This window comes from Aporhodopirellula sallentina SM41 (assembly GCF_000346505.1).
GTDB lineage: Bacteria > Planctomycetota > Planctomycetia > Pirellulales > Pirellulaceae > Rhodopirellula > Rhodopirellula sallentina.
In genome coordinates, this window is the sequence record NZ_ANOH01000263.1 from 77,377 (window position 1) to 98,895 (window position 21,519).

17 protein-coding genes are annotated in these 21,519 nt (G+C 57.6%); 6 read left to right on the forward strand and 11 right to left on the reverse strand.

Features of this window, described 5'->3' with window-relative positions; genetic code table 11:
• Nucleotides 1–2: 2 nt before the first annotated feature.
• Both pyk and RSSM_RS17665 read right to left on the reverse strand, forming a co-directional pair.
• Entirely contained in the window at nucleotides 3–1,463 is a 1,461-nt protein-coding gene (pyk, locus tag RSSM_RS17660) for a pyruvate kinase (RefSeq protein ID WP_008681651.1), read from the reverse strand.
• A 348-nt stretch (nucleotides 1,464–1,811) separates the two neighbouring features.
• Entirely contained in the window at nucleotides 1,812–2,930 is a 1,119-nt protein-coding gene (locus RSSM_RS17665) for a tRNA dihydrouridine synthase (RefSeq protein ID WP_008681653.1), read from the reverse strand.
• Between the two features lie 128 nt (nucleotides 2,931–3,058).
• Between RSSM_RS17665 and RSSM_RS17670 the strand changes: the two genes are divergently transcribed.
• Entirely contained in the window at nucleotides 3,059–5,038 is a 1,980-nt protein-coding gene (locus tag RSSM_RS17670) for a sulfatase-like hydrolase/transferase (RefSeq protein WP_008681655.1), read from the forward strand.
• 92 nt (nucleotides 5,039–5,130) lie between these two features.
• Here the strand turns inward: RSSM_RS17670 and RSSM_RS17675 are convergent, their stop codons facing one another.
• The 6 genes from RSSM_RS17675 to rpmF all read right to left on the reverse strand — a co-directional run bounded on the left by RSSM_RS17675 (nucleotide 5,131) and on the right by rpmF (nucleotide 9,976).
• A complete protein-coding gene (locus RSSM_RS17675) occupies nucleotides 5,131–5,808 on the reverse strand; it encodes a response regulator transcription factor (RefSeq protein WP_008681657.1) in 678 nt (225 codons plus the stop codon).
• Nucleotides 5,809–5,911: 103 nt separating this feature from the next.
• Entirely contained in the window at nucleotides 5,912–7,192 is a 1,281-nt protein-coding gene (gene fabF / locus RSSM_RS17680; RefSeq protein ID WP_008681659.1) for a beta-ketoacyl-ACP synthase II, read from the reverse strand.
• A 109-nt stretch (nucleotides 7,193–7,301) separates the two neighbouring features.
• Entirely contained in the window at nucleotides 7,302–7,547 is a 246-nt protein-coding gene (locus tag RSSM_RS17685; protein ID WP_008681663.1) for an acyl carrier protein, read from the reverse strand.
• Between the two features lie 300 nt (nucleotides 7,548–7,847).
• Entirely contained in the window at nucleotides 7,848–8,606 is a 759-nt protein-coding gene (gene fabG, locus RSSM_RS17690) for a 3-oxoacyl-[acyl-carrier-protein] reductase (protein ID WP_008681668.1), read from the reverse strand.
• Between the two features lie 256 nt (nucleotides 8,607–8,862).
• Nucleotides 8,863–9,792 (reverse strand): ACP S-malonyltransferase, encoded by a 930-nt coding sequence (gene fabD, locus RSSM_RS17695; RefSeq protein WP_008681673.1) that lies wholly within the window; start codon nucleotides 9,790–9,792, stop codon nucleotides 8,863–8,865.
• 1 nt (nucleotide 9,793) lies between these two features.
• Entirely contained in the window at nucleotides 9,794–9,976 is a 183-nt protein-coding gene (gene rpmF / locus RSSM_RS32550) for a 50S ribosomal protein L32 (protein WP_008681676.1), read from the reverse strand.
• Nucleotides 9,977–10,220: 244 nt separating this feature from the next.
• Here rpmF and rpsM point away from each other — a divergent pair, with 244 nt between their 5' ends.
• From rpsM to RSSM_RS17715, 4 genes are all read left to right on the forward strand, one after another.
• Entirely contained in the window at nucleotides 10,221–10,592 is a 372-nt protein-coding gene (gene rpsM / locus RSSM_RS17700) for a 30S ribosomal protein S13 (protein ID WP_008681678.1), read from the forward strand.
• A gap of 58 nt (nucleotides 10,593–10,650) precedes the next feature.
• Nucleotides 10,651–11,034 carry a 30S ribosomal protein S11 gene (gene rpsK, locus RSSM_RS17705; protein WP_008681679.1) on the forward strand — a complete coding sequence of 128 codons (384 nt, stop codon included), beginning with the start codon at nucleotides 10,651–10,653 and terminating at the stop codon, nucleotides 11,032–11,034.
• 78 nt (nucleotides 11,035–11,112) lie between these two features.
• Complete coding sequence (locus RSSM_RS17710; protein ID WP_008681681.1) at nucleotides 11,113–12,108, forward strand: DNA-directed RNA polymerase subunit alpha; 996 nt, start codon at nucleotides 11,113–11,115, stop codon at nucleotides 12,106–12,108.
• A 92-nt stretch (nucleotides 12,109–12,200) separates the two neighbouring features.
• Nucleotides 12,201–12,830 carry a bL17 family ribosomal protein gene (locus tag RSSM_RS17715; protein WP_008681682.1) on the forward strand — a complete coding sequence of 210 codons (630 nt, stop codon included), beginning with the start codon at nucleotides 12,201–12,203 and terminating at the stop codon, nucleotides 12,828–12,830.
• Between the two features lie 189 nt (nucleotides 12,831–13,019).
• On the opposite strand, the gene RSSM_RS17720 is transcribed toward RSSM_RS17715, so the two are convergent.
• Complete coding sequence (locus RSSM_RS17720; protein WP_008681683.1) at nucleotides 13,020–19,475, reverse strand: hypothetical protein; 6,456 nt, start codon at nucleotides 19,473–19,475, stop codon at nucleotides 13,020–13,022.
• Nucleotides 19,476–19,670: 195 nt separating this feature from the next.
• Here RSSM_RS17720 and RSSM_RS17725 point away from each other — a divergent pair, with 195 nt between their 5' ends.
• On the forward strand, nucleotides 19,671–20,669 hold the full coding sequence (locus tag RSSM_RS17725) for a class I SAM-dependent methyltransferase (protein ID WP_008681684.1): 999 nt from the start codon (nucleotides 19,671–19,673) through the stop codon (nucleotides 20,667–20,669).
• A 29-nt stretch (nucleotides 20,670–20,698) separates the two neighbouring features.
• Here RSSM_RS17725 and RSSM_RS17730 read toward each other — a convergent pair whose 3' ends face one another.
• Together RSSM_RS17730 and RSSM_RS17735 are read right to left on the reverse strand one after the other, a co-directional pair.
• Complete coding sequence (locus tag RSSM_RS17730) at nucleotides 20,699–21,046, reverse strand: hypothetical protein (protein ID WP_008681685.1); 348 nt, start codon at nucleotides 21,044–21,046, stop codon at nucleotides 20,699–20,701.
• 65 nt (nucleotides 21,047–21,111) lie between these two features.
• Nucleotides 21,112–21,519 (reverse strand): M28 family peptidase (locus RSSM_RS17735; RefSeq protein ID WP_044302896.1); only part of this gene is annotated, 408 nt, incomplete at its 5' end.

Here is a 21,519-nt window from a genome sequence, read left to right on the forward strand (position 1 = left end):
TGTTACGGCACCTGACGGAGTTGCAGCGTGTCGATAATTTTGTCGTCCGCTAACGCGTTGGTGATCACGCCGAGCCACACGCCGGACGGACACCATTTGTTGTTGCGCAGTCGTTCTAAAGCGTTTCGTATTGTGATCTCAGGGTCATCCGAAAACGGCATGTAGAACGGCTCCACTCCCCATGGCAACAACATCTGCCGGAAGGTCGATTCAACGTCCGTGAACGCGAAAATCGGAATCCCACGCGGACGCAGCGCGCCGAGGACATACGCCAAAAAACCGCTTCGCGTGAACACAACAATCCCTGACTGCCCGAGATCCTGTGCCAGGATTGCCGACGAACGGAGCATCTTGTCCTTCGGTGCACGCAACTCAATCCGTCCGTTGAGCTGACTACTCACCGAGGGCTCGATGCTCAACAAAATACTTTTGAGCACCTCCACCGATTCCACAGGATAATTCCCTGTGGTCGTTTCCCCCGACAGCATGACCGCGTCTGCTTGCTCGCGGACCGCGTTGCAAACGTCTGATATTTCCGCCCGCGTTGGAATCGGCGACTCGATCATCGACTCCAACAAGTGAGTCGCAATGATGACCGGCTTTCCTTCGGCCTGACACGCCTGCACCAACTCCGTCTGCACCAACGGCAAACGGTGATAGTCAATTTCGATTCCGAGATCTCCTCGCGCGACCATGATTGAATCAGCCGCGCGGATAATGTCTTTCATGTTCCGAACACCGGCTTGCTCTTCGATCTTGGCGATGATGCGGGCTGGTGAGTCATGCTCTTGCAAAAACGTTCGCAGTGCTTCCACATCGTCCGCACGACGTACAAACGACAAGGCAACGAAGTCGATACCGGCCTCGATGCCCGCTCGCAAATCGCTCTGATCCTTCTCGGTCAACGCAGGCAGACGGACCTCCACACCCGGCAAATTGATATGCCGCCGAGAGCCCAACGTTCCCGGCGTGAGCGCCTCACAGCGAACGGTGTGCTCATCGGTATCGAGAATCCGCAGCCTCATCAAACCGCTGTCCACCAACACCGTCGCGCCGACCTCCACGTCCTGAGGCAACAGCGGGTAGTTGACCGTGACGCTCGCGCATTCTTCCGTAGCAACGTCTTCCTCGCGGACACACAAACGGAGGATATCCCCTTTCGCCAGAGGAATTGGTGATTCGACTGGACCGGTTCGAATTTCAGGTCCCTTCACGTCGATCATCATCGCGACGTGCCGACCGATCTTCTCTGACACACGTCGAACTCGTCCGACAACATCCTTCACCCATTCGCCTGTGCCGTGGGCCATGTTCAACCGCATCACATCCACACCGCTGCGTATCAACTCCGTCAGCATCTCTTCGGATTCGGTCGCCGGTCCGATCGTTGCAATGATCTTGGTGTGTCGGTACGCCGACATCACAGCGGGAGTTGACGAGTGGACGGTGTTGGATTCAGGCATAGTCTACGATCTCAAATCGGTGGGGGTTACCACGTGATTCGCCACTGCGAACCAAACCAATTCATTCCCAAAAAGGAAACAAAACGCACGTACTGCACGACAACAGAGGACCTCCCGTGCGGATAACGTTATACCCCGAGTATCCTCAAAAACGCATCAACGAGACGCCCCGCGCACAGCGAAGTGTTCCTGGCAAACCAAAGACAGACTTCACGGGACATTTCGCCCCGTTACCACTCTCCACCCGCGACTTGGTTGCGGCACACAAGCCGCAGCACATGGCCTCGCAATCAGAAAACGCTGGCGCGCCGCATTACGCCACGACGCCGCCTGAGTTCGCGAGAACAGCTACCCTTCCTCTTGAGAGCCATGCAGCTCTCGCGGGATGTACCGCCCCGGACCATCCACGGAGTAATGCTCGGCTACCGCGTTCTCGAAATCGGAACGTGTCTTGAGGCGCGAGAACGACAACCTCACCTGCTCGTAGCGAGGATGGTTTTGCGAGTATTTGATGCAGAATTTCCGCATCAGCAACGGAGCACGCTCCACCGTGTAGGTCTCCTCGCAGAGGTCAAAATGCGTTCGCATCACGTCCGCCTGTTCATGCAGCGTCGGAGGAGGTGACAGCTCCAGCCCATCGGCCAAACGGCGTGCCTGCTGGAAAATCCACGGGTTTCCGATCGCTCCGCGGGCCACGGTAACACCGTCGACCCCGGTTTTCCGAATCATGTTTAAACAATCCTCGGCAGTAAACAAATCACCGCTACCGAGAATCTTGAAGCCACGTCCCTCGACATGCCGAGTCACCTCGCTCAAGAACTCCCACCGACTCGGCCCGATGTATCGTTGGACCACCGTCCGGCCGTGTACCGTGGCAGCCGCGAGCCCGGCGTCCATCGCACCATCGAGGATTTCAAAGAACTGGTCGCGTGCCTCGTCGCTGTCGTCGATACCACGTCGCATCTTCACCGTTACCGGAATCTCGTCAGGGACGATATCGCGTGTTCGTTTGAGGATATCGATCGCAACAGAAGGCTGGGACAGATGAAAACCTCCGCGACATCGCCCGAGCACCTTTTTTACCGGACAGCCAAAGTTGACATCGATCACGTCGAATCCGGCTTCGACTAACTTCATCGCACCGAGAGAAAACTGCTCGGGCTCGGCCCCCATCAGTTGCCCCCCGACAGGATGCTCTTCCTCCGCGATGTCGAGAAAATGCTTCGTCTTCTGCCGTTTGGTGAGCGACAATAAAAACTGGTCGAGCATGACTTCGCAAACGCTGTAGCTCGCACCGTGCCGCCGGGCAATCACACGCATGGGCAAATCGCTGTAGCCGGACAGCGCCGCCTGAACAACGGGAAACCCGATTTCGACATTTCCAATTGTCAGCGGACGCAGCCCCTCGGGGCTCGATCCCGAGGAACCAACATCACAGCGATCCGGAACATTCAAACGTGCATTCATGAAAACAATTCTACCCGGGACTTCGTTTCACCCAACGGTCCGTTGTACCATCTGACGAGAATTGATCGAGAGGCAATCAGACCGCACGTGCCGCTGCGTCCTTGGGCAGAACGCGAAAGGAGCATTCTTTGAATCGTACGACCGAGCACCGCATCCTCATTTCGCAGTGGTGCATCTGGTGCGTTTGGTGCGTTTGGATGCTTCTGTTCGCAGTTTGGCATCCGTTCGATCTCCCAGGAAACGGACTTCTGGGAACCGAAATCGCCACTTCGGCACAACGCCCTGCAGCCGATGAAAACATCCTTTTCCGCGTCGCAGCCATCACCCTCCAATGTGTATCGCTGCAACTCATCTCGTTGCTCGTCGTGCTGGGTTGCTATCGGTGGCGGTCCCGATTTGCCGTCCGGATCGCTCCTTGGCTCTTCGCGCTCGCACCGACTTGGTACGCGATCGACGTTGTCGCTTACCGATGGACTGGCCTGCATCTGGTGTCATTCGAATCCTGGACGATATTGACCGAACATCTCCTTCGTGTGACACCGTTCTTCTCGTGGGGCATGCTACGCCCGATCGGCATCCTTCTGGTCGCCTTGCTCGCAGGCGGCATATCAGCACGCCTCGCCGCACGTGCCATCGGATCTCGCGGTGACACGAACACCTCGCCACGTCGGACACGCTACCAACACGCAACCGTCGCGATGATCGTCGCAGGCGGGTTCGTAATCGCCATTTGGATGGCACTCGTCATCCAAACGAGCGATCGACTGCAGCGATCCATGCGCGAGCATCCGACTCGCCATCCGTGGGCGGCATTCATTCCGCAACCACACCCACCACGCGAGATCCCGACGTTCCAGTACGACGCAAAACAACTCGCCGAAAGAACACAAACTCGGATCGCACAGATGCGAATGAATGTCGCGCTGCCGATCCCGGAACCGCCGACATCCGATCGGCAAACGACGCAGCCTCCTGATGTACTAATCATCGTTTGTGAGTCGCTGCGACCAGAGATGCTCTCGCCTGAAGTCATGCCCAACGCGTTTCGCGCAGCATCCGGCGGGCTGATTCTGCGGAAGCACTATTCCGGCGGGAACGCAACGAGTTTGGGGATGTTCTCCATCGTCAGCGGCATGGAGGCGATCTGGTTTTACAAGTCCGACGTGCGGTTCGCACCATCGCTCAACCGACTCTTTCATCAGGCGGGATACGAACTCGGTTTCTTCGCCGGCCACGACGATTGGGGCACGTTTCAAATGGACGCGTTTCTATCCCCGCAGCAGTTCGAACGATTCGAGATCGAACCGATGGACTGGCTCGAATCCGACCGGCGAGCCATCGCGGCAACCGAGTCGTTCCTCACCCGTTCTCACGATTCGCCTCGTCCTCCGCGACTCGCGATTCTATTCCTCTACAGCACACATGCTCCCTTCGCAGTCGAAGCCCGGCATGCGACCGACCTTCCCAAGGCGACGGCTAACTACCCGATTCCGTTCACGCCATCGTGGCGCGGCCGTGTTTGGAATCGCTACCGCAACGCAGCGAGAACGTTGGATGACGCAATCGCCCGTCTTCTGCGTCCGGATCGAGTCACGATCCTCACGGGAGATCACGGCGAAGCGTTTTTGGATGACGGCACCGTGGGTCACGGAACCAAGCTTTCCTCGGTACAAACCCGTGTCGCAGGATTTCTGTCCGGCCCGGGGATCGCGGCCCGATCCATCAGCGCCCGGACAACACACGCGGACTTGTTGCCGACGTTACTCGCCGCGTGCAACTTCTCGCCATCCATGCCTTCGCAACTCGACGGCCTCGACCTGCGATCCGCGTCGACCGATCAACTGCAGAGCAGAACGATCTCCGTCTCTAACCTCATCGGCAAGGACGTGGTGCTGCTACCGCCGCGAAGTGGCAAGGAATCGATCCACCCGCTGGTTCACTCCGGTGCAGCAATTGGCATCCGAGTACGGTTCTCGCTACTGGACCAAACCGTGTCTCCACTCGGCCCGATCAACGAACACGGTGATCTGATCCATCTCGACGAAACCACCTCACGCATACGGGGCGATGAAGTGGTTCATGAATGGCTAGAGACGCTAGCGAGATGACACAATCAGGGGCACGGCGCTCGTGAGGCTGGCAACTTCAACGCTTGCGACCGGACGGTGCCCCTGGTCTGAAAACCGCCCGCTTTGCCGGCTCATTCCGCCGGCGTGTCTTCGAGGCTGACCTCGGCGGCGAGCAACAGTTTGTAGAGATCGACTTCGTTATCGATGTGCAATTTCGTGAAGATACTGCTGCGGTGCTTCGATGCCGTTTGAACGCTGATCTTCAGTTCGTGAGCGATCCCCTTGAGAGGCATCCCGTTGGCCAGCAACATGACGACTTCTCGCTCGCGTTTGGAAACCGTCTCGAGCAAACTGCGTGCGTCGCGACGCACTTGATGGCGGAAACGCTCGCGTTGGTTCTTCCGAATCGCTCTTTCCACCGAGTCGATGAACTGGACCGAGTCAAAGCCCTTTTCGATGAAGTCGAACACACCTTGCTGGAACGCGGTACGGCAGTTCTCGGCATCGCCGTGACCGGTGACCAAAACGACCGGGACGATCAAATCCCGTTTGGCCATCTCAGCCTGCAATTCCAACCCGCTGATTCGCGGCATCCGCAAATCGGCGACGACGCAACCGACCGTATCAACGTCGAGGGTTTCGAGCAGTCGCAGCGGATCGTCAAACGTTTGCGTCGCCAGCCCAGCTCGCTGGCACCAACGCTGCATGAGATCGAGCTCGACTTCGTGATCGTCGACCAAAAAGACGGTAGGTTCGGGACCTTCCTCTTGAGTTGCTTCGTCCGAGCTAGTGGTGGACTGCGGTTGCATGCTGTTTCTTCCAAGTAGAAGAGGTTAGGTATCGAAACTTACCTCGGGACTTGCCGGACGACGCGCTCCCGATCCGCAACAATCTTGCGTGTCGCTCGAACCGCTAAATACGTCCTAGCACAACACAAGCGTTGTGGCCGCCAAACCCAAAACTGTTACTCATGGCGATATCGACCTTTTGACTGCGCGCCTTGAGGGGCACGTAATCAAGATCACATTCTGGATCAGGCGACTCGAGGTTGATTGTCGGAGCAATCGTTCCAGTCTGAATCGTCTTGCACAAAATCACGGCCTCAATCCCACCGCTCGCTCCGAGCGAGTGCCCCAGAGCACTCTTCGTGCTGCTGATCGCGACGTTCTTTGCGTGATCGCCGAGCACTGCTTTGATCGCCCGGGTTTCCGCTTTGTCGCCGAGCGGCGTACTGGTTCCGTGAGCATTAATGTAGTCGATTTCTTCGACCGCGTGGCCTGAATCAGAAATTGCGAGCCGCATCGCTTGGGCAGCACCGTTGCCTTCGGGGTCCGGTGCGGTGATGTGCCCGGCATCGCTCGTGGTCCCGTACCCGAGCACCTCGGCGTAGATCTTCGCTCCACGAGCCTTCGCTTGCTCGTATTCTTCGAAAATCATCAACCCCGCACCCTCAGCGAGAACGAAGCCATCGCGATCGGTGTCGAACGGGCGACTGGCACGCTGCGGCTCGTCATTGCGAGTCGACAACGCCTTCATGTTTTGGAACGCAGCGAGGCCCATGCGAGTGATCGCGGCTTCACTGCCGCCGGTGATCATCAAATCCGTCTCGCCGCTACGAATGCTCCGAACGGCATCTCCCATCGCATTGGTCGCACTGGCACAAGCCGTTGCAACGGCAAAGTTCGGTCCTTTCAGACCATAACGGATCGACAGGTTTCCGCCCGCCGCGTTGACCATCATTTTCGGAACGGTGAACGGACTGACACGCGCCGGGCCCTTATTGAGCATCCGTTCGATCTGGTCCTCAATCTCGTTGAGGCCGCCAATCCCGGACCCGAGCACAACGCCACAGCGATGACGATCGACTTGGTCGAAATCGATACCACTGTCGGCGACCGCTTGCGCACCGGCGTGAACTGCGAACTGTGTGAAGCGATCGAGCCGTTTGGCCTCTTTCGCCTCCACGTGTTCAGTCACGTCGAAGTCAGGGATATCGCCGCCAAAGTGAACTTTGTAGCGGCTCGTGTCCATGATCGACAGTTCGTGGACACCGCTTTGGCCGGCGGTCAATCGTTCCCAAAACAAATCGACGTCGTTTGCTAACGATGTAACGACACCGATTCCAGTGATCACCACACGTCGTGGATTTCCGTTGTTGGGAACGAGTCGAAAAGGTTCCGTTGAGACCGTCATACGTGGGCCGGTTTATCTTCGCAAAAGGGTGTCAACCACCGTGCGCATTGCAGGGGACGGTGACTGACGCCTAAGAATCGGTTACTGAAAAAGCAGACAGCTTAGAAAACTAAGCGTCGTCGCCTTTTTCCTTCTCGATGAAGTCAACCGCTTCACCAACCTTCTGGATCTTCTCAGCGGAATCGTCTGGGATGCTGATATCGAACTCTTCTTCGAGCTCCATGACCAACTCGACCGTGTCGAGCGAGTCGGCACCGAGATCGTTCACAAAAGAGGTTTCGCGTGTGATTTTATCTTTGTCGACACCGAGTTGTTCTGAAACAATGTCGATAACGCGTTCTTCAATAGACGCCACGGGCGTAACTCCAAAATGGATGGGGGTTGAGAGTAAACTTGTGTTGGTCGATAGGACGGGAAAAACGCCAGGATCGAAAGCTTCGATGAACTTGGTGTTGTTTCGCGAAAGCGTGGTGGCCCAGGCTCCTCACAACAGGTATTGCCGAGATTCCCTTCTCGCCGGGGCGTGAAGATAGGGGAAACGGCTAAAACCCGTCAATATCCCGTGACATCAGATACATTCGAAAATCTACCCGAAACACGGCACCGATTGCAGCCGACGGACGAGACCAAACTCCCCGCCGACCCAAACAGCCATCTAGCCGACCATGCCGCCGTCGACGACCAGGGTCTGACCGGAGATGTAACTCGCGTCTTTGCTAGCCAAGAACAGAACCGCAGCGGCAACGTCCTCGGGCTGCCCCACACGCTTGGCGGGAATCCGTTTCTTGACTTCTTCCATCACGACGTCGCCGAGTTCAGCAGTCATTTCGCTGGCAATAAACCCAGGAGCGACCGCGTTGACCGTCACGCCGCGAGAGACCAGTTCCTTGCTCATCGTCCGCGTCATTCCGATCATCCCCGCCTTGCTGGCGGAGTAGTTGGCTTGGCCGGGATTGCCGATCAGCCCGGAGATGCTGGCCATGTTGATGATCCGGCCATATTTCTTACGCCGCATCACGCCGGCCGCTGCACGGCAGCAAACGAAACAACTCGTCAGGTTCGTCGCAATTACCGAATCCCACTCTTCATCGGACATCCCACGCATCAATTTGTCGCGGGTGATTCCTGCGTTATTTACCAGGATATCCAACCGGCCATGGGTCTTGTTCGTCTTCTCAATCGCTTCCGCCGCAGCGGTACGATCGGTGACGTCGCATGGCATTGCCTCGGCCGAACCGCCGACTGCTTCGATTTCCGCTACCGTCTTGGCCAACTTTTCCGCATTCCGAGCCAAACACACCACGTGAGCACCGTTTTGCCCCAATGCAACCGCCACCGCCTGGCCGAGCCCCTGACTCGCACCGGTAACAATCGCAACTTGGCCCTTGAGGTCGACCGATAGAGATAAATTCATTTCAGATATATGTGGGGCTAAAGAAAACTAAGAAACAACCAGCAGCCGAAAAAGGTATCACAACACGGGCTGTTCTACCTCGGGGTGACCACCACGCCGGCAATGAACTCGCCCGACCATTCCGAGCGAAAATTTTTCTGATTCCGGCAGAGCAAACCGTCCGCCGCGTCGAGGTTGAAACACAGCCGACTGGCCGCGGATGAAAACAGGCGAGAGCCAACCGAGAACAGGCTCATTCGCATCACTGACGCCAACTCTAAGGCTGGTCGCCAAAACCATCCGTGGGAGTCTTCCGAGCGATCCGCTTGATCGTGCCACGAAGAACGCGGCCGGTTCCGGCTTCAAGGAAGCCCTCCACGCCGTCCTCGAGCATGCCACGAATCGATGCCTCCCACAAAACCGGGTTCACCACCTGACGTGACAGCAAATCGCGAATCTCGCCGGGCTCGGTGTGTGGCAACGCATCGACGTTGCTGTAGACCGGAATGCGGGTCGACTTGATCTCCACCGTCTCCAAGGCTTCCGAAAGCGTCGCTACCGCGTCCTGCATGAGCGGCGTGTGGAACGCGCCCGCAACGCTCAGCGGCACGACCTTCATCGCCCCCGCAGCCGTCGCAATCGGTTCCAACCGATCGAGTGCAGTCTGATGTCCTGAAACCGCAATATTGCCTGGGCACAGAAGGTTGGCCGGCTTCAGAATTTCATCGTCTTGGCGGCATTCCGCACAAACCTCGTCGAGCTTTTCCAGATCGAGGCCCAAAACGCTCGACATCCCCGAAGGGATCGCGTCGGCACACGCCTGCATCGCCTCGCCGCGTTTTTGCACCAAGCGCACGCCGTCCTCGAACGACAGACCGCCCGCGAAACACACCGCCGTGTACTCGCCAAGACTCAGGCCCGCCGCAGCACGAATTTTCGATGCCACGTCTTCATGCAACTGCGCGTAGACCTCCGCCGCCGCCACTCCCGTGACAAACAACGCAGGCTGGCAATGCACCGTCTCGTTCAGTTTTTCCGCAGGCCCTTCGGCACAAAGCTGCTTCAGGTCATACCCGAGGACTTCACCGGCACGTTCGAACAAATCGTTCGCCACCGGATAGTTCTCGCACAACCACGTGCCCATTCCAGGCACCTGAGCTCCTTGGCCGGGAAACAGGATCCCGGGGCTGGCAACATCAAAAGACAATTCAGGACTCTTCCTGCTGGACGACCGTGCGGCCTTGGTAATAACCACATTTTGGGCAAATGTGATGGGTCGGAACAGCCGAACTGCACTGTGGGCAATATCCGATCGAACGTTTCTTCAATCGGTCGTGACTACGCCGTTTGCCGGTGCGGCTGTTACTGTGTTTGCGTTTAGGGACTGCCATGACAGGGGTCCAGGATAGGGATATGTGAGGGGGAAAATGCCGTTTTTGTTTCGAGCAATCGCGAAGAATAAACAGCCATCGCCTATTTCGTCAACGTCTGAGAGCACATTTGGGGCCTTCGAGAAAAAAATCCAAATTCCTTATGAAGCTTCCACTTGAGTAAAACGGGATTGGACTGCTATAGTCCGCGATTCAAATTTCAAAATCACGCAGCTGCTCTCGGAGTTTTGCCATGCCCCGCTTGATGGGCGTTGACATCCCCAACGACAAACAGATTCAGTATTCCCTGACCTATCTCTACGGACTCGGCCTGTTTCGTGCGCGAGAAGTATGTGAAAAGCTAGGAATCGATCCGGCCACGCCGGCGAGCGAAATCAGCGACGAGGAAGTCGGTCAGATCGCCGCATTGCTCGAGCGTGACTACTTGGTCGAAGGGCCCCTTCGCCGCCAAGTCACCCAAAACATCAGCCGTCTGCGCGAGATCAAAGCTTACCGCGGCATTCGGCACCGCGTCGGGCTCCCCGTCCGCGGTCAACGCACCAAAACAAATGCCCGCACCCGCAAAGGTCCACGTAAGACCGTCGCCGGTAAGAAGGGCGTCAAGGATCTGCGCTAATTTCTCACGCAGTTCCCATTCCCATTTATTTTCACCTCTGTTCGTTTGAGACCCACCGGTGGCAAAGACCAACAAGAAAAAACGAGTCCGTCGCAATGTCAGCAATGGCGTCGCGCACGTGCACGCAACCTTCAACAACACCACGGTAACCATCACCGACACCAAAGGCGACACGCTTTGCTGGGCCAGTGCCGGAACCAGCGGATTTAAGGGCAGCCGTAAGAGCACCCCATTCGCCGGACAATGTGCCGCCCAACAGGCTGCTGAAAAAGCAACCAAGTTCGGCATGCGTGATGTCGAAGTCCGTGTTAAAGGCCCCGGTTCGGGCCGCGAAAGTGCGATCACCGCCCTCCAGGCTGCTGGCTTGAACGTCAAATTGATCGAGGAAGTGACCCCGATCCCGCATAACGGCTGCCGCCCACGGAAGAAACGCCGCGTCTAATTCGCCGCATCCTTCCCGCCGCCCGTTGTCTTCAACGAATTCAATCCCGCAACCTCACAACGCCGAAAGCACCTCAACATGTCGATGCATATCCGTTGGCGTGGCATGGAACTGCCCAGCACGCTCGAAGTCGATCGCGACACGCTGACTCAGACCTATGGCAAATTCTCTGCCGAACCGTTCGAACGCGGGTTCGGTGCGAGCATCGGAAACAGCATGCGTCGCGTGCTCCTGAGCAGCCTTATGGGCAGCGCCGTTACCCAGATCAAAATTCGGGGCGCTCAGCATGAGTTCACCTCAATCCCTGGTGTTCTCGAAGATGTCACCGACATCGTGCTTAACGTGAAGGCACTCATCGTTCGCAACAACAGTGACGCCACCCGTGTCATCACTGTCGAAAGCAACTCCGCCGGCGTGATCACCGGTGGCGACATCGAAACCGATGCCGATGTGGAAGTCATCAACAAAGACCACGTCATCGCAACCCTGACCGACGACAAACCATTCATGATGGAAATGGTTGTCGAGAACGGACGCGGCTACGTCCCAAGCACCGAACACAGCAGCGTCGACCACGAAATCGGAATCATCCCGATCGATGCCGTCTTCAGCCCGATCGTTCGCGTTCGCTACGAAGTCGAAGCCACTCGTGTGGGTCAAAAGACAAACTACGACCGTCTGAACCTCGAAATTTGGACCGACGGCACGATCAACCCAGAAATGGCGTTGACCGAATCGGCCAAGATCTTCCGCAAACACCTCAACCCGTTCGTCCAATACCGCGAACTCGGACCGAGCATCTTCTCGGCCGCCCGTGGTGGTGCCGGGTCTCCGGAAGCTCAACTCGAAGCGAAGCTCAACATGACGCTCGCCGATTTGCGTCTGTCCGTGCGTGCCAACAATTGCCTCGAGAGCGAGAACATCATGACCGTTCGCGATCTCGTTCAACGCAACGAAGACTCCCTTTTGGAAGTCCGCAACTTCGGCGACACCACGCTCAACGAAGTCCGCGAAAAACTTTCCCAGTACGGTCTTCACCTCGGCATGCGAGTGCCAAACCAGCCTCTCTTCTAAGAGAGCCAACCGAATACAACGGGCCGGACACGAACGAGTACGGCCCAAATTAACTGTACCAATTCATTCCACCCGTTTTATAGACATCTGATATGCGTCACCGTCGCAAAGGCCGCGTGCTTGGTCGATCTCCAGCACACCGCAAGGCAATGCTTAAGAATCTGTCCGCCGCGTTGTTCCTGACGGAACGAGACGCCAGCTTGGACGATAACGCACCGAAAGTTCCAGGCCGAATTATCACGACCTTGCAAAAGGCCAAAGAAGTTCGCCCGCTGGTTGAAAAGTGCATCACTTTGGCGAAGAAAGCCAACCTCGCTCGCGAAGAATCTCAACAATACGCAACCGATGCCGAACGCGGTACGGATGCTTACAAGCAATGGCGCAAGAGCGATCAGTGGCAAAAATGGGCCAACGCCCGCGCCCCGTTCGTGAACGCTCAACGTCGCGCCGTTCAACTGATCGGTGACCGCGAAGCTGTCGCGATCCTCTTCGACACAGTCGCCCCTCGTTTTGCTGACCGTCCTGGCGGGTACACCCGCATCATGCGATTGGCCACCCCACGACTCGGTGACGGCGGCACTCGTGCGGTCCTCGAATTCGTCGGTAACGAAAACGACAAAGTCAAACGCACTTCGTCGAAACCTGCCTTCGAGTCGACTCCAGAAGACAGCGAGTCGAACGAAGCAGCACCAGAACAAAAAGAAGAAACCGCAACCACCTAAACCGGTCGCGGTGAGGCGATTGCCTCGAAAAAACAGTTCACCCAAACGCCTCGATTCCGTCGAGGCGTTTTTTATGCGCTCCCAGCACCTTCATTGCCACCCCAACTCTCAAGCAGTGGACTTGTCAAAGATCCTCGTGCACCAGAGTCTCCAACGATCCAATACCACCGCCGCCAAATCAACAAACATCTAACTCTCCCACCTCGCCAACTCCGTCGCCAGTTGCTGCAACCGCTCGCGATGCCTCTCAATCCCCGCCAGGGCAGTCAACAGCAGCATTCCGGTCGTGATACCGAAGACCCACCACGGCCACACCGCGTCGATCGACTGAGCGGCGTGCCAAACCATGCTTGTCACGCCCACGAACACAAACACCGCCCCGAGAAACAAGAACGGTTTCACCCGCAGCACAACACCGGCGAGCATTCCAAGCAGTGCCAAACAGACCAAAACAATCGGCCCCCACAATGACGTACCGATCTCACTGAGCAACATGTCGGCTGTACTACTAAGATAGATCGTCAACGTAGCACCGTATCGAATTGCCGCTCCCAAAGCCGGATCCAAACTGCCACGCTGCCAATGAGCGACCGCGAGCACGCAAGCCGCCGGTGGAATCAGCCAGGCCTGCGGATGAGCCAGAAAATCCCAACCGGGCAGTTGAGTCAACGTCACCCACAACGCCGCGTTGGCGAGCACAACGGTCGCAACTCGCGGCAGCCCCTGCTTCCACATCACCGACATCAGACCGTAATACATCGCCCCAATCACCAGCAGCACCTCATACGGAACCGTTCCATCACCGAACGACCAGCCCCCAACACCTGACTGCCACTTCGTAGCGAACGAACCGCTCAACCAGAACCCGACGATCGGAATCATCGGCAGAAACATTGCCGTCTTACGCATCGTGCCTGCCACCACATTGTCGCCACGGCGAATCGCCCACTGTGTCACTCCAACACTGACGAACGCGATCCCCATCACGATGTATGGCCAAACCTCCCGAAGCCCCATAAAGGCGATCTCGTTGCGACACAGATACAAGTGCAACCACGCGACGGCGGCGATCACCTGGGCGGCATAGAGCAAACTCCTCCGCATCGCATCATCCAACCCTAACCAGTGCGATCGCGTCCCAGGCCCCTCACCCGAACCGAGATCATCCGTCGCTGCTAGCGTCAGCATCCCCGGCTGCGCCGAAGCGCGACCGCTGACGACAACCACCACCGCGAACATCACTGCGAGGCCACCCAAAGTGATCGCCACGACCACGACCAACGACGTCGCGACATCTGGAATTCCCACGCCCGTCTGACGAACAGCCATTTCGGTGATCAGCATCGCGGCCAGAGAACCAACCGAGGCACACGCCGAGACGAGACTCCCGATTCTCATTGCCCCTTTCCAACGATCAAAGAAAGGGCCAGCCAACAATCGTGGCAAGGCGAGAGCAATCACCCCCGTCGTAAGAACAAACGCGATCAACAATCGCATCGTCGCAGTCAGCAGCCAGCAGTCGCCTCCCGGTTGCCCCAGCACCGCCATCAAAGCCAGCGTCCACAATCCGCCGAGGACACTCAGTTTCCGTCGACGATTTGCAGACTCCGAATCACTCGGGCGAGTCTGCTCGGCGAGCATGAACAACGCCCAGACCAACATGGCGAGTGAGAATAGACAGACAATGCCCCAGTTCGTTCCCTCTCGCGACTGAACCGCTAACGCCAAACCAGCCGAGACGAAACTCCCCACCCCAAACAATCCAACGATCACCTGAACCGCCGCGGTCCCGAAACGATCTGCCCTAACGAGGCCATTGACCTGATCCGGCGCAACGACTCCCTCCAATTTCGTCCTCCAACGCTCGATTGACGGCAGCCCCCACACGAGAACGGTCGTCGCGAACGTCGGTGCGAAAACAAGCAACACCCAGTGCGGCCCGCTCTCCAACTCGCAGATGCGAGATAGACTCGCGGCACCAACGGCAGCCCCCAAGGCAAACAAGCCAACCGAGACGTTCCAAATGGACGCGCCCCGAGAATACCGCACCGATGGGCGCAACAAACAGGAACACGCAACAACCCATGCCACCACCAACTGCAACGCTCCCATCGACGCAGCCAGCGGAACTCCGGTTACTGCCCCCCTCCCCACGTCGGCATCCAACAGAATGATGCTGTACACCAAGAGAGGCATTAGAAAAACGGACACGCCAACATCCGCTCGGAACGCTTGCTGGAATCCTTCTGTCGCCAGCCGATCACTTCTCCATAACACCACACAAGCCCCTATCCAAACGACGGTAGTGGTGACGCGAACGAGATCTCGCTCCCAAATCTGCGGATGAACAAGAAGCACGAACGCTCCTCCCAAGGCGACAAACCAACCGAGCAGATACGGCAACACAGTGACCGGATGCATCGGCTGAACCGAATCGGACTTCACAAAACGCATCAGTCCCACCGCGGAAATCGCAAGTGCAATCAGCATCAACCACAGCACCCCGTATTCCTCACTCGTCGACAATGACAGATCTCCCTCGAGGCCCATCAACCCGAGCACGAAGATCGCTACCGCCTGCACCGCCACATGCCAAGCCTGCAACGGACTGGTCTGCAACGGACTGGTCTGCAACGAACTGGTCTGCAACGAACTGGTCTGGCGCCAAACCAGGATCGCAGACGCGAGGCAACCGACGACGCCACAAAGCATGACGACCAACAACGCGCTGCTCGCATCAATCCAGCCCATGAAGATTGCCACCACAGCGACATGGCCGCTCATCATCGGCAAGACAAACGGCCCGAACCGCGATGCGAACGTTCCCTCACCCCGCCAACGTGGCGACAGGAATGAGTCCTTCCGCGATCCAACCCAAACCGCGAGCATCGAGGTTGCCGCGCCGATCGGCAAACTCCACTCCGCCACCCAGCCCGAACGGTTCAACACGCCCACGAAAACCGCCCCGGCCGAAACGAGCCCAACGAGCGTCACCCAGCCCCACGAAAACAAGGCACCCCGGTCCATATCGTTGGTTCGGATCGTTTGCTCGCGCCTCGCCTGCGAGTCCCCCTTCCGCGAAAACACAACGATACCCAACCACGCCAACGACCCTAAAACAGATGCCTGCCACCAAACCACAACCGGCGTCTCAAACAGCACCGACACGCACAGTCCCACCGCTGCAGGAAGCAACATCGCCGACAGAATCCGGCGTGGATCAGCCCAACCGACTCCATCATCAGACCGCCTAGATGAGCCAGACCTGTAACAGGAGTCTGCCCTCGATTCATCGATCCGATGGACACGACTTTGTCCGCTGCGGTAAAGCAACCCCATCGACGCCAACACCCACCAAATTGCAACCGCCAGGGTGCTCAACATCACCGGTTGCGAACGATGCATTAGCGGGTACCACCAATCGGCTCGCACGAGCACAACGGAGGCGAGCAACAACAACACACCGAGCGTCAGTTCACTCCACTGATCGACATCCGCGTTCCACTGCATCGTGTCTTTGAACCGGCGCTGATAACGCGAACTCAGCAACCAAAAACCAAGAACACCGACGCTTGCCATCGAGGTCGCGCTGATTAAACGTGTCGAAGGGGACACAAACCATTCATTAGAAACGACCACTGCCAAAAAGCTCGCGATCGCCACACCGATCGCCTGGCAAGCAATCTGCCACGTACGATTCGGCTCTCGAACGCAATTCGCACCGACCAATCCGGCTAGCCCAATGAGCAGCAAACCCCGCCGGATCCATCGCTCTGCCACCTTGGCTGTGTCTTCAGAAAAATCGACCAACGCATCAGGATGCATCAACGGAGCACGCAGCACATCGAGGTATTGCCACAGCACACCGACGAACAAAAGCACCGTTGCCAACAACACAAACCAACCATCTGGCATCGCGATACGAGACCATTCGCGATCGTCGCTGAGCAAAATGTGACGTCGCCTAGGCAGCCAACGCACTGCTTCTCGCGCAACCGACCAAACGAAAGCTGTCCCGATCAACACCATCGCCGCGTTCCACAAAAGGATGGAATTCGACGAGTCGGAACGCTGCCACAGTTCGACTCCACCGTAGTGTGTTACCCCGCCGAGAACCGCAACGCACGACATCAACATCGCAATTTGCAGATACCACCGCCTTGGCACGACCAATACCCCGCCCGCAATCACCCCACTTGCCACGGCCGCTTGCCAACCGGCCATCCCCCACGTCGGAAATGCAACAGCCTCATTCCAACGAGCCACCGAATACTGGACGCAGAGGAAGGCAACGATTCCGCACGCTGCTCCGGCAGAGTGATCCAGCAACAACGCGACAGTTTGCCGAGCCTCTTTCTGCCAGATCAACGCCCCCACTATCGCCAAAACCAACAGCGATCCCGCCAAGCCGATCAACGCGAAACCACCGGACTCGTACGCGATGAAAGGCCGACCAGCCTCCCAACGCACCAGGCCAAAACACACCGTCCAGAAAAACACGCCTGCCCCCGCCACACTCCAACCAAACCGCGGGTACGTGATCGCGATCCGGAAGGCGACCAACATCATGCTCAGCAACACAAACGCCAACACCCACACAGGAACCCATCCCAGCCAACTCAGCGGTGCCACGCTGAGCACGACCGATTGAACGCACACCACGGTTGCCCAAATCGCACCAACCATCATCCAACTGACAGTGCTCGTTTGCCCACCCTCCCGCTTGCTCAACCAAAATCCATCGCCTGCCCGCCAAGACTGAACCGCCCAAACGATGCCCGAAACGACCATCAAACCAATTGCCACAATCAACTGATCACCACCGATCAATGCGTGCCAAATTGATACACCACTCCAACTCGCACCGCTGATCCAAACCGGCGCGGTCAGCAACGCCGCGATCCCAAGAGGCACGCTCGCCTCGGCGAATCGCGAGCGTCTGTGCAAAACAAAGCCCGTGATCGAGACGGCCCCCGCGATCGCGGCTGCATGCGCCCAAACCCAACTCACACGCTCGATCGATGCAGGCAACACCAACAAAGCGCACCCCAGAGCGATCACACCAAAGACGACGCATAGAAAGCGATTGGTCGCGTGCGTAGCCTGCCCCGAAAACGTAGTCCGCCCCGATAACAGCCCCGCGAATCCAGCGTGCAGCATCGCGATCGCAACCCAAACAGGCACGATCACGATCGCAATTTGAATCCACGCCTCCCTTCCATCGGCTCGATACAAGAACGCGGCGTACGCGATGACACTAGCAAGAGCAGCTACCGCCACTCCCAAACGCAACCAATGGTTCTCCCCAAACCGGACGCCACCTTTCACACGCACCGGCTTTCCGATCTCCCGCGATCGAAATTGCCTCCGCGCCGGAATGAGCAGCGACAACGCGCTGACGAGCGCCGGAACGATCAGGAAACCTCCCGCGTTTCCTTCCAACCATCTCCCCACCGCGGGCAATAGCGGCAAACAGATCGACGGCGCCATCACACTCGCGGTCAATGCGGTCGCCCCGCTCGGTCCCACCAAGGCAATCGATGATTGCCACAACAGCCAACCAACACCGACCGATGCCAATGCAATCACACCGAGATTCATCGGCGAGGCGAGAGAAACCGTATCCACATTCGCTCCCGCCGCCGACATCCCCGCCAACACCGAGAGCGGTACCAACAGGGTTGCGATAATCAAAATGGCTCGCGACGTATGCTCCAACTTCCAACGACGCATCGTGTACAAGCCCGCGGCAAAAATTGCGGCATCGGCGGACATGAAAATAATCGATGGAACCACCCGGTGCGTCGACGTGAGTGTGCTCCACAAACTGACAACCAACCCGATCGAACAAATTACGATCATTAACCCGGCCACCAATTCGCCCCACCGAATATTGTGGTCGGCCAAGAACGAGGAAATGACGTCCGACAACGCACGCTTGGGCCCTGCCGGCGGAACCGCCGCTTCGACCTTTGCGGCTAACGAAGCCTCACGCGGCGCGATCGACTCGCCATCCGTCTCCCCAAGAGTCACCCGTTGCCCCGATGCCGCCGACTCGCTCGTGGCAACGTCGCTTGCCGCCACATCCGCCGCTGCCCCCTTCCCAACCTCACTGCCGACAACCGATCCGGCCACTGCGTCTTTCTCGGCAATCACATCCTTTACCGCGAGCGGCTCCTCGTTTGCGAACGGCGTAAGCTCGTCGAGCTCCGCAAACGCAGACCTATCAGCACCGCTCTCAGTCGCCGCAGCGATACCCGCAAAGTCGCGAGCCTCCACCTTCAGCGACTTCGCAGTCTCCACCGACACCTTGTCGGTCGAGGCGAGTGCATCCATCATCCGTTCGAACGCCGCGATGTCGTCCGCAGGATCAGGGAGTCGCGTCATGCTCTCACCCGTCGGCTGCGGTTGCTGTCCCGTCGGTCGCGTTCTTTCGTCCGCTTCTCGGTGCCCCGACGTGTCCAACAGGTTCGCTACGGGGTCCGAATGCCCCGTGAGAAATCGCAAAACCGCTCGAGCAACCACCCACGAAAGGTGTCCAAACGCGGTAACGAACGCCCAAACCACTAGGATGAAAAAGAGTGCAGACATCTGAACCGCCTCGGTGGAGACACGCAGGTACGATTGAATCAACGTAACCTTCATAGTGCCCCTCGGCGGTAGATTCTGCGCGCCGCGGACTTTTTATAGTCTTTTCCTTTTGCACTCTGCGACAATTTCCCGCACGAGACCGCATCGGCATCACACGAAACGGCATCACGTGCCGCTACCAATCGACGGCTTTGCGAGATAACATGCGACTGCGTTCCCTTTCATTCCGCCTCATCATTCGGTTCTGTTTTGTCTCGCCGTTACCAACTTCTCGACTTCGGCAACGGACGCAAACTCGAGTCGCTAGCGGGCAGAGTCGTCGATCGGCCTTGCCCCGCGGCTGACAATATTCCGCCCCACAACCGATCCCTTTGGCGAAACCCAGACAGCTACTTCGACCTGGAATCGAAAACCTGGACGCATCGCACACCGTGGCCTGAACAACTGCAAGTCGAAATTCCGAAAGCTCGCCATCCATCATCGCCCGAGCCTGCCCCCAACTCCTCGACCGACAACGTTCTATTGCGTGTCCCTGTTCAGCCGACTCCATTCGGACACATTGGGATTTTTCCCGAACAGATCGGAAACTGGCGGTGGCTGCACCGGACCGCCCCCGATGCGGATTCAATAACACGTTTGAAATCCGGCCAGGCTCTGAACCTTTTCGCCTATACCGGCGCTTCGACGATGACCATTGCCGGCGATGGAATGAAGGTCGCCCACGTCGACGCGGCCAAACCCAACGTGGAAGCAGCTAAACGAGTCGCCGCCGCAAACGGTTTGGATGAAGCACCGATTCGCTATCTGGTCGACGATGCGGCGGCGTTTGTTCAGCGCGAGATCCGCCGCGGCAATCGCTATCACACCATCGTGTTAGACCCGCCTGCGTACGGACACGGCCCCAAAAGCAAACGGGCCCCACGTTCATCGGAAAAAAATCGCTCATCAGGAAAACGCCCCGCCCGGCAAGCCAAAGCGTGGCGGATCCAACGCGACCTACCTCTCCTGCTCGACAACTGCTTCGACCTTATCTCTGGCAAGTCGTTCCGCATCCTCGTCACGGGCCACTCCGCCGAGATGGATGAATCCGACGTCCGGCAATGGATGCGACGAAAGCTAGCCAACAGTCGTCTCGGCCGAATGCAACCGCAACTCAAAACCGGACGCATGACACTCACCGATCTCGACGGCAGAAAACTCGACGCGGGCTTCTACGTCCGTTGCTGGACAGAAGAACCGTCCGCATAACGCATTGGCAATCCGCAACCTGTCGCCGGTCACCTCTTCCGCATCTGCTCCAACCGCCGGCGATGATGCAACATCGTCCGCACCACATCGATTCCCGCGAGCGCGACGATCGTGCACAGCACCAACATCGCACTCATCCAACACGCAATCCACCACACCCGACGCTCCGGGGTGGCCAGCGTCGCCACTAGAATCAACAGACCGCACAGAAAGAACAGTGCATTGACTCGGCGACGCGAACGGGTACGCCGACGCAGATAGATCTCATCGACAGGATCATCAAAAGAATCGTTGGGCCAACCGATTTGCTCGGTTCGAAACAACCAAACCGAGAAGAACATAAGGGTCGCCGCAATAATCAGTCCGCCGGCAAACATGCCAATAATCCTTCTGCAAAAGAGCCAGTCGCAAAACTTATCGACCCCGATATCAGCGACAGTGTCTACTTTTCCGACTGCTCCAGAATCCACTCGTGCACCGTCCAAGTTACCGCAGCGAGACTCGTCCCGCTACAATTTTCGGGGACATCCTTGGTCGTGTGCCAATACTGCGGTGCGCGGAACCCCGGTCGTGGGTAATCAAAGTCGATCAAGTCCGTTGTCGGAATCCCCGCAATCTGATTGAGCGGCAAATGATCGTCGCGAATGTCTTGCATCCGAGTCCGAGGCACAAACGCACGCACGCCCAAACGACGTGCGGTACGCCAAATCGACTTCGTTACATCGCGTGCGTACCGCAGACTGTTGCGTTCATAGAGCAACTGCAACTCTCGATCGCCCACCATGTCCAACAAAACACCTGCCTTGTAAGAAACCACCGGAGGTGACATGCGATATTGCTGTGCAAAGAA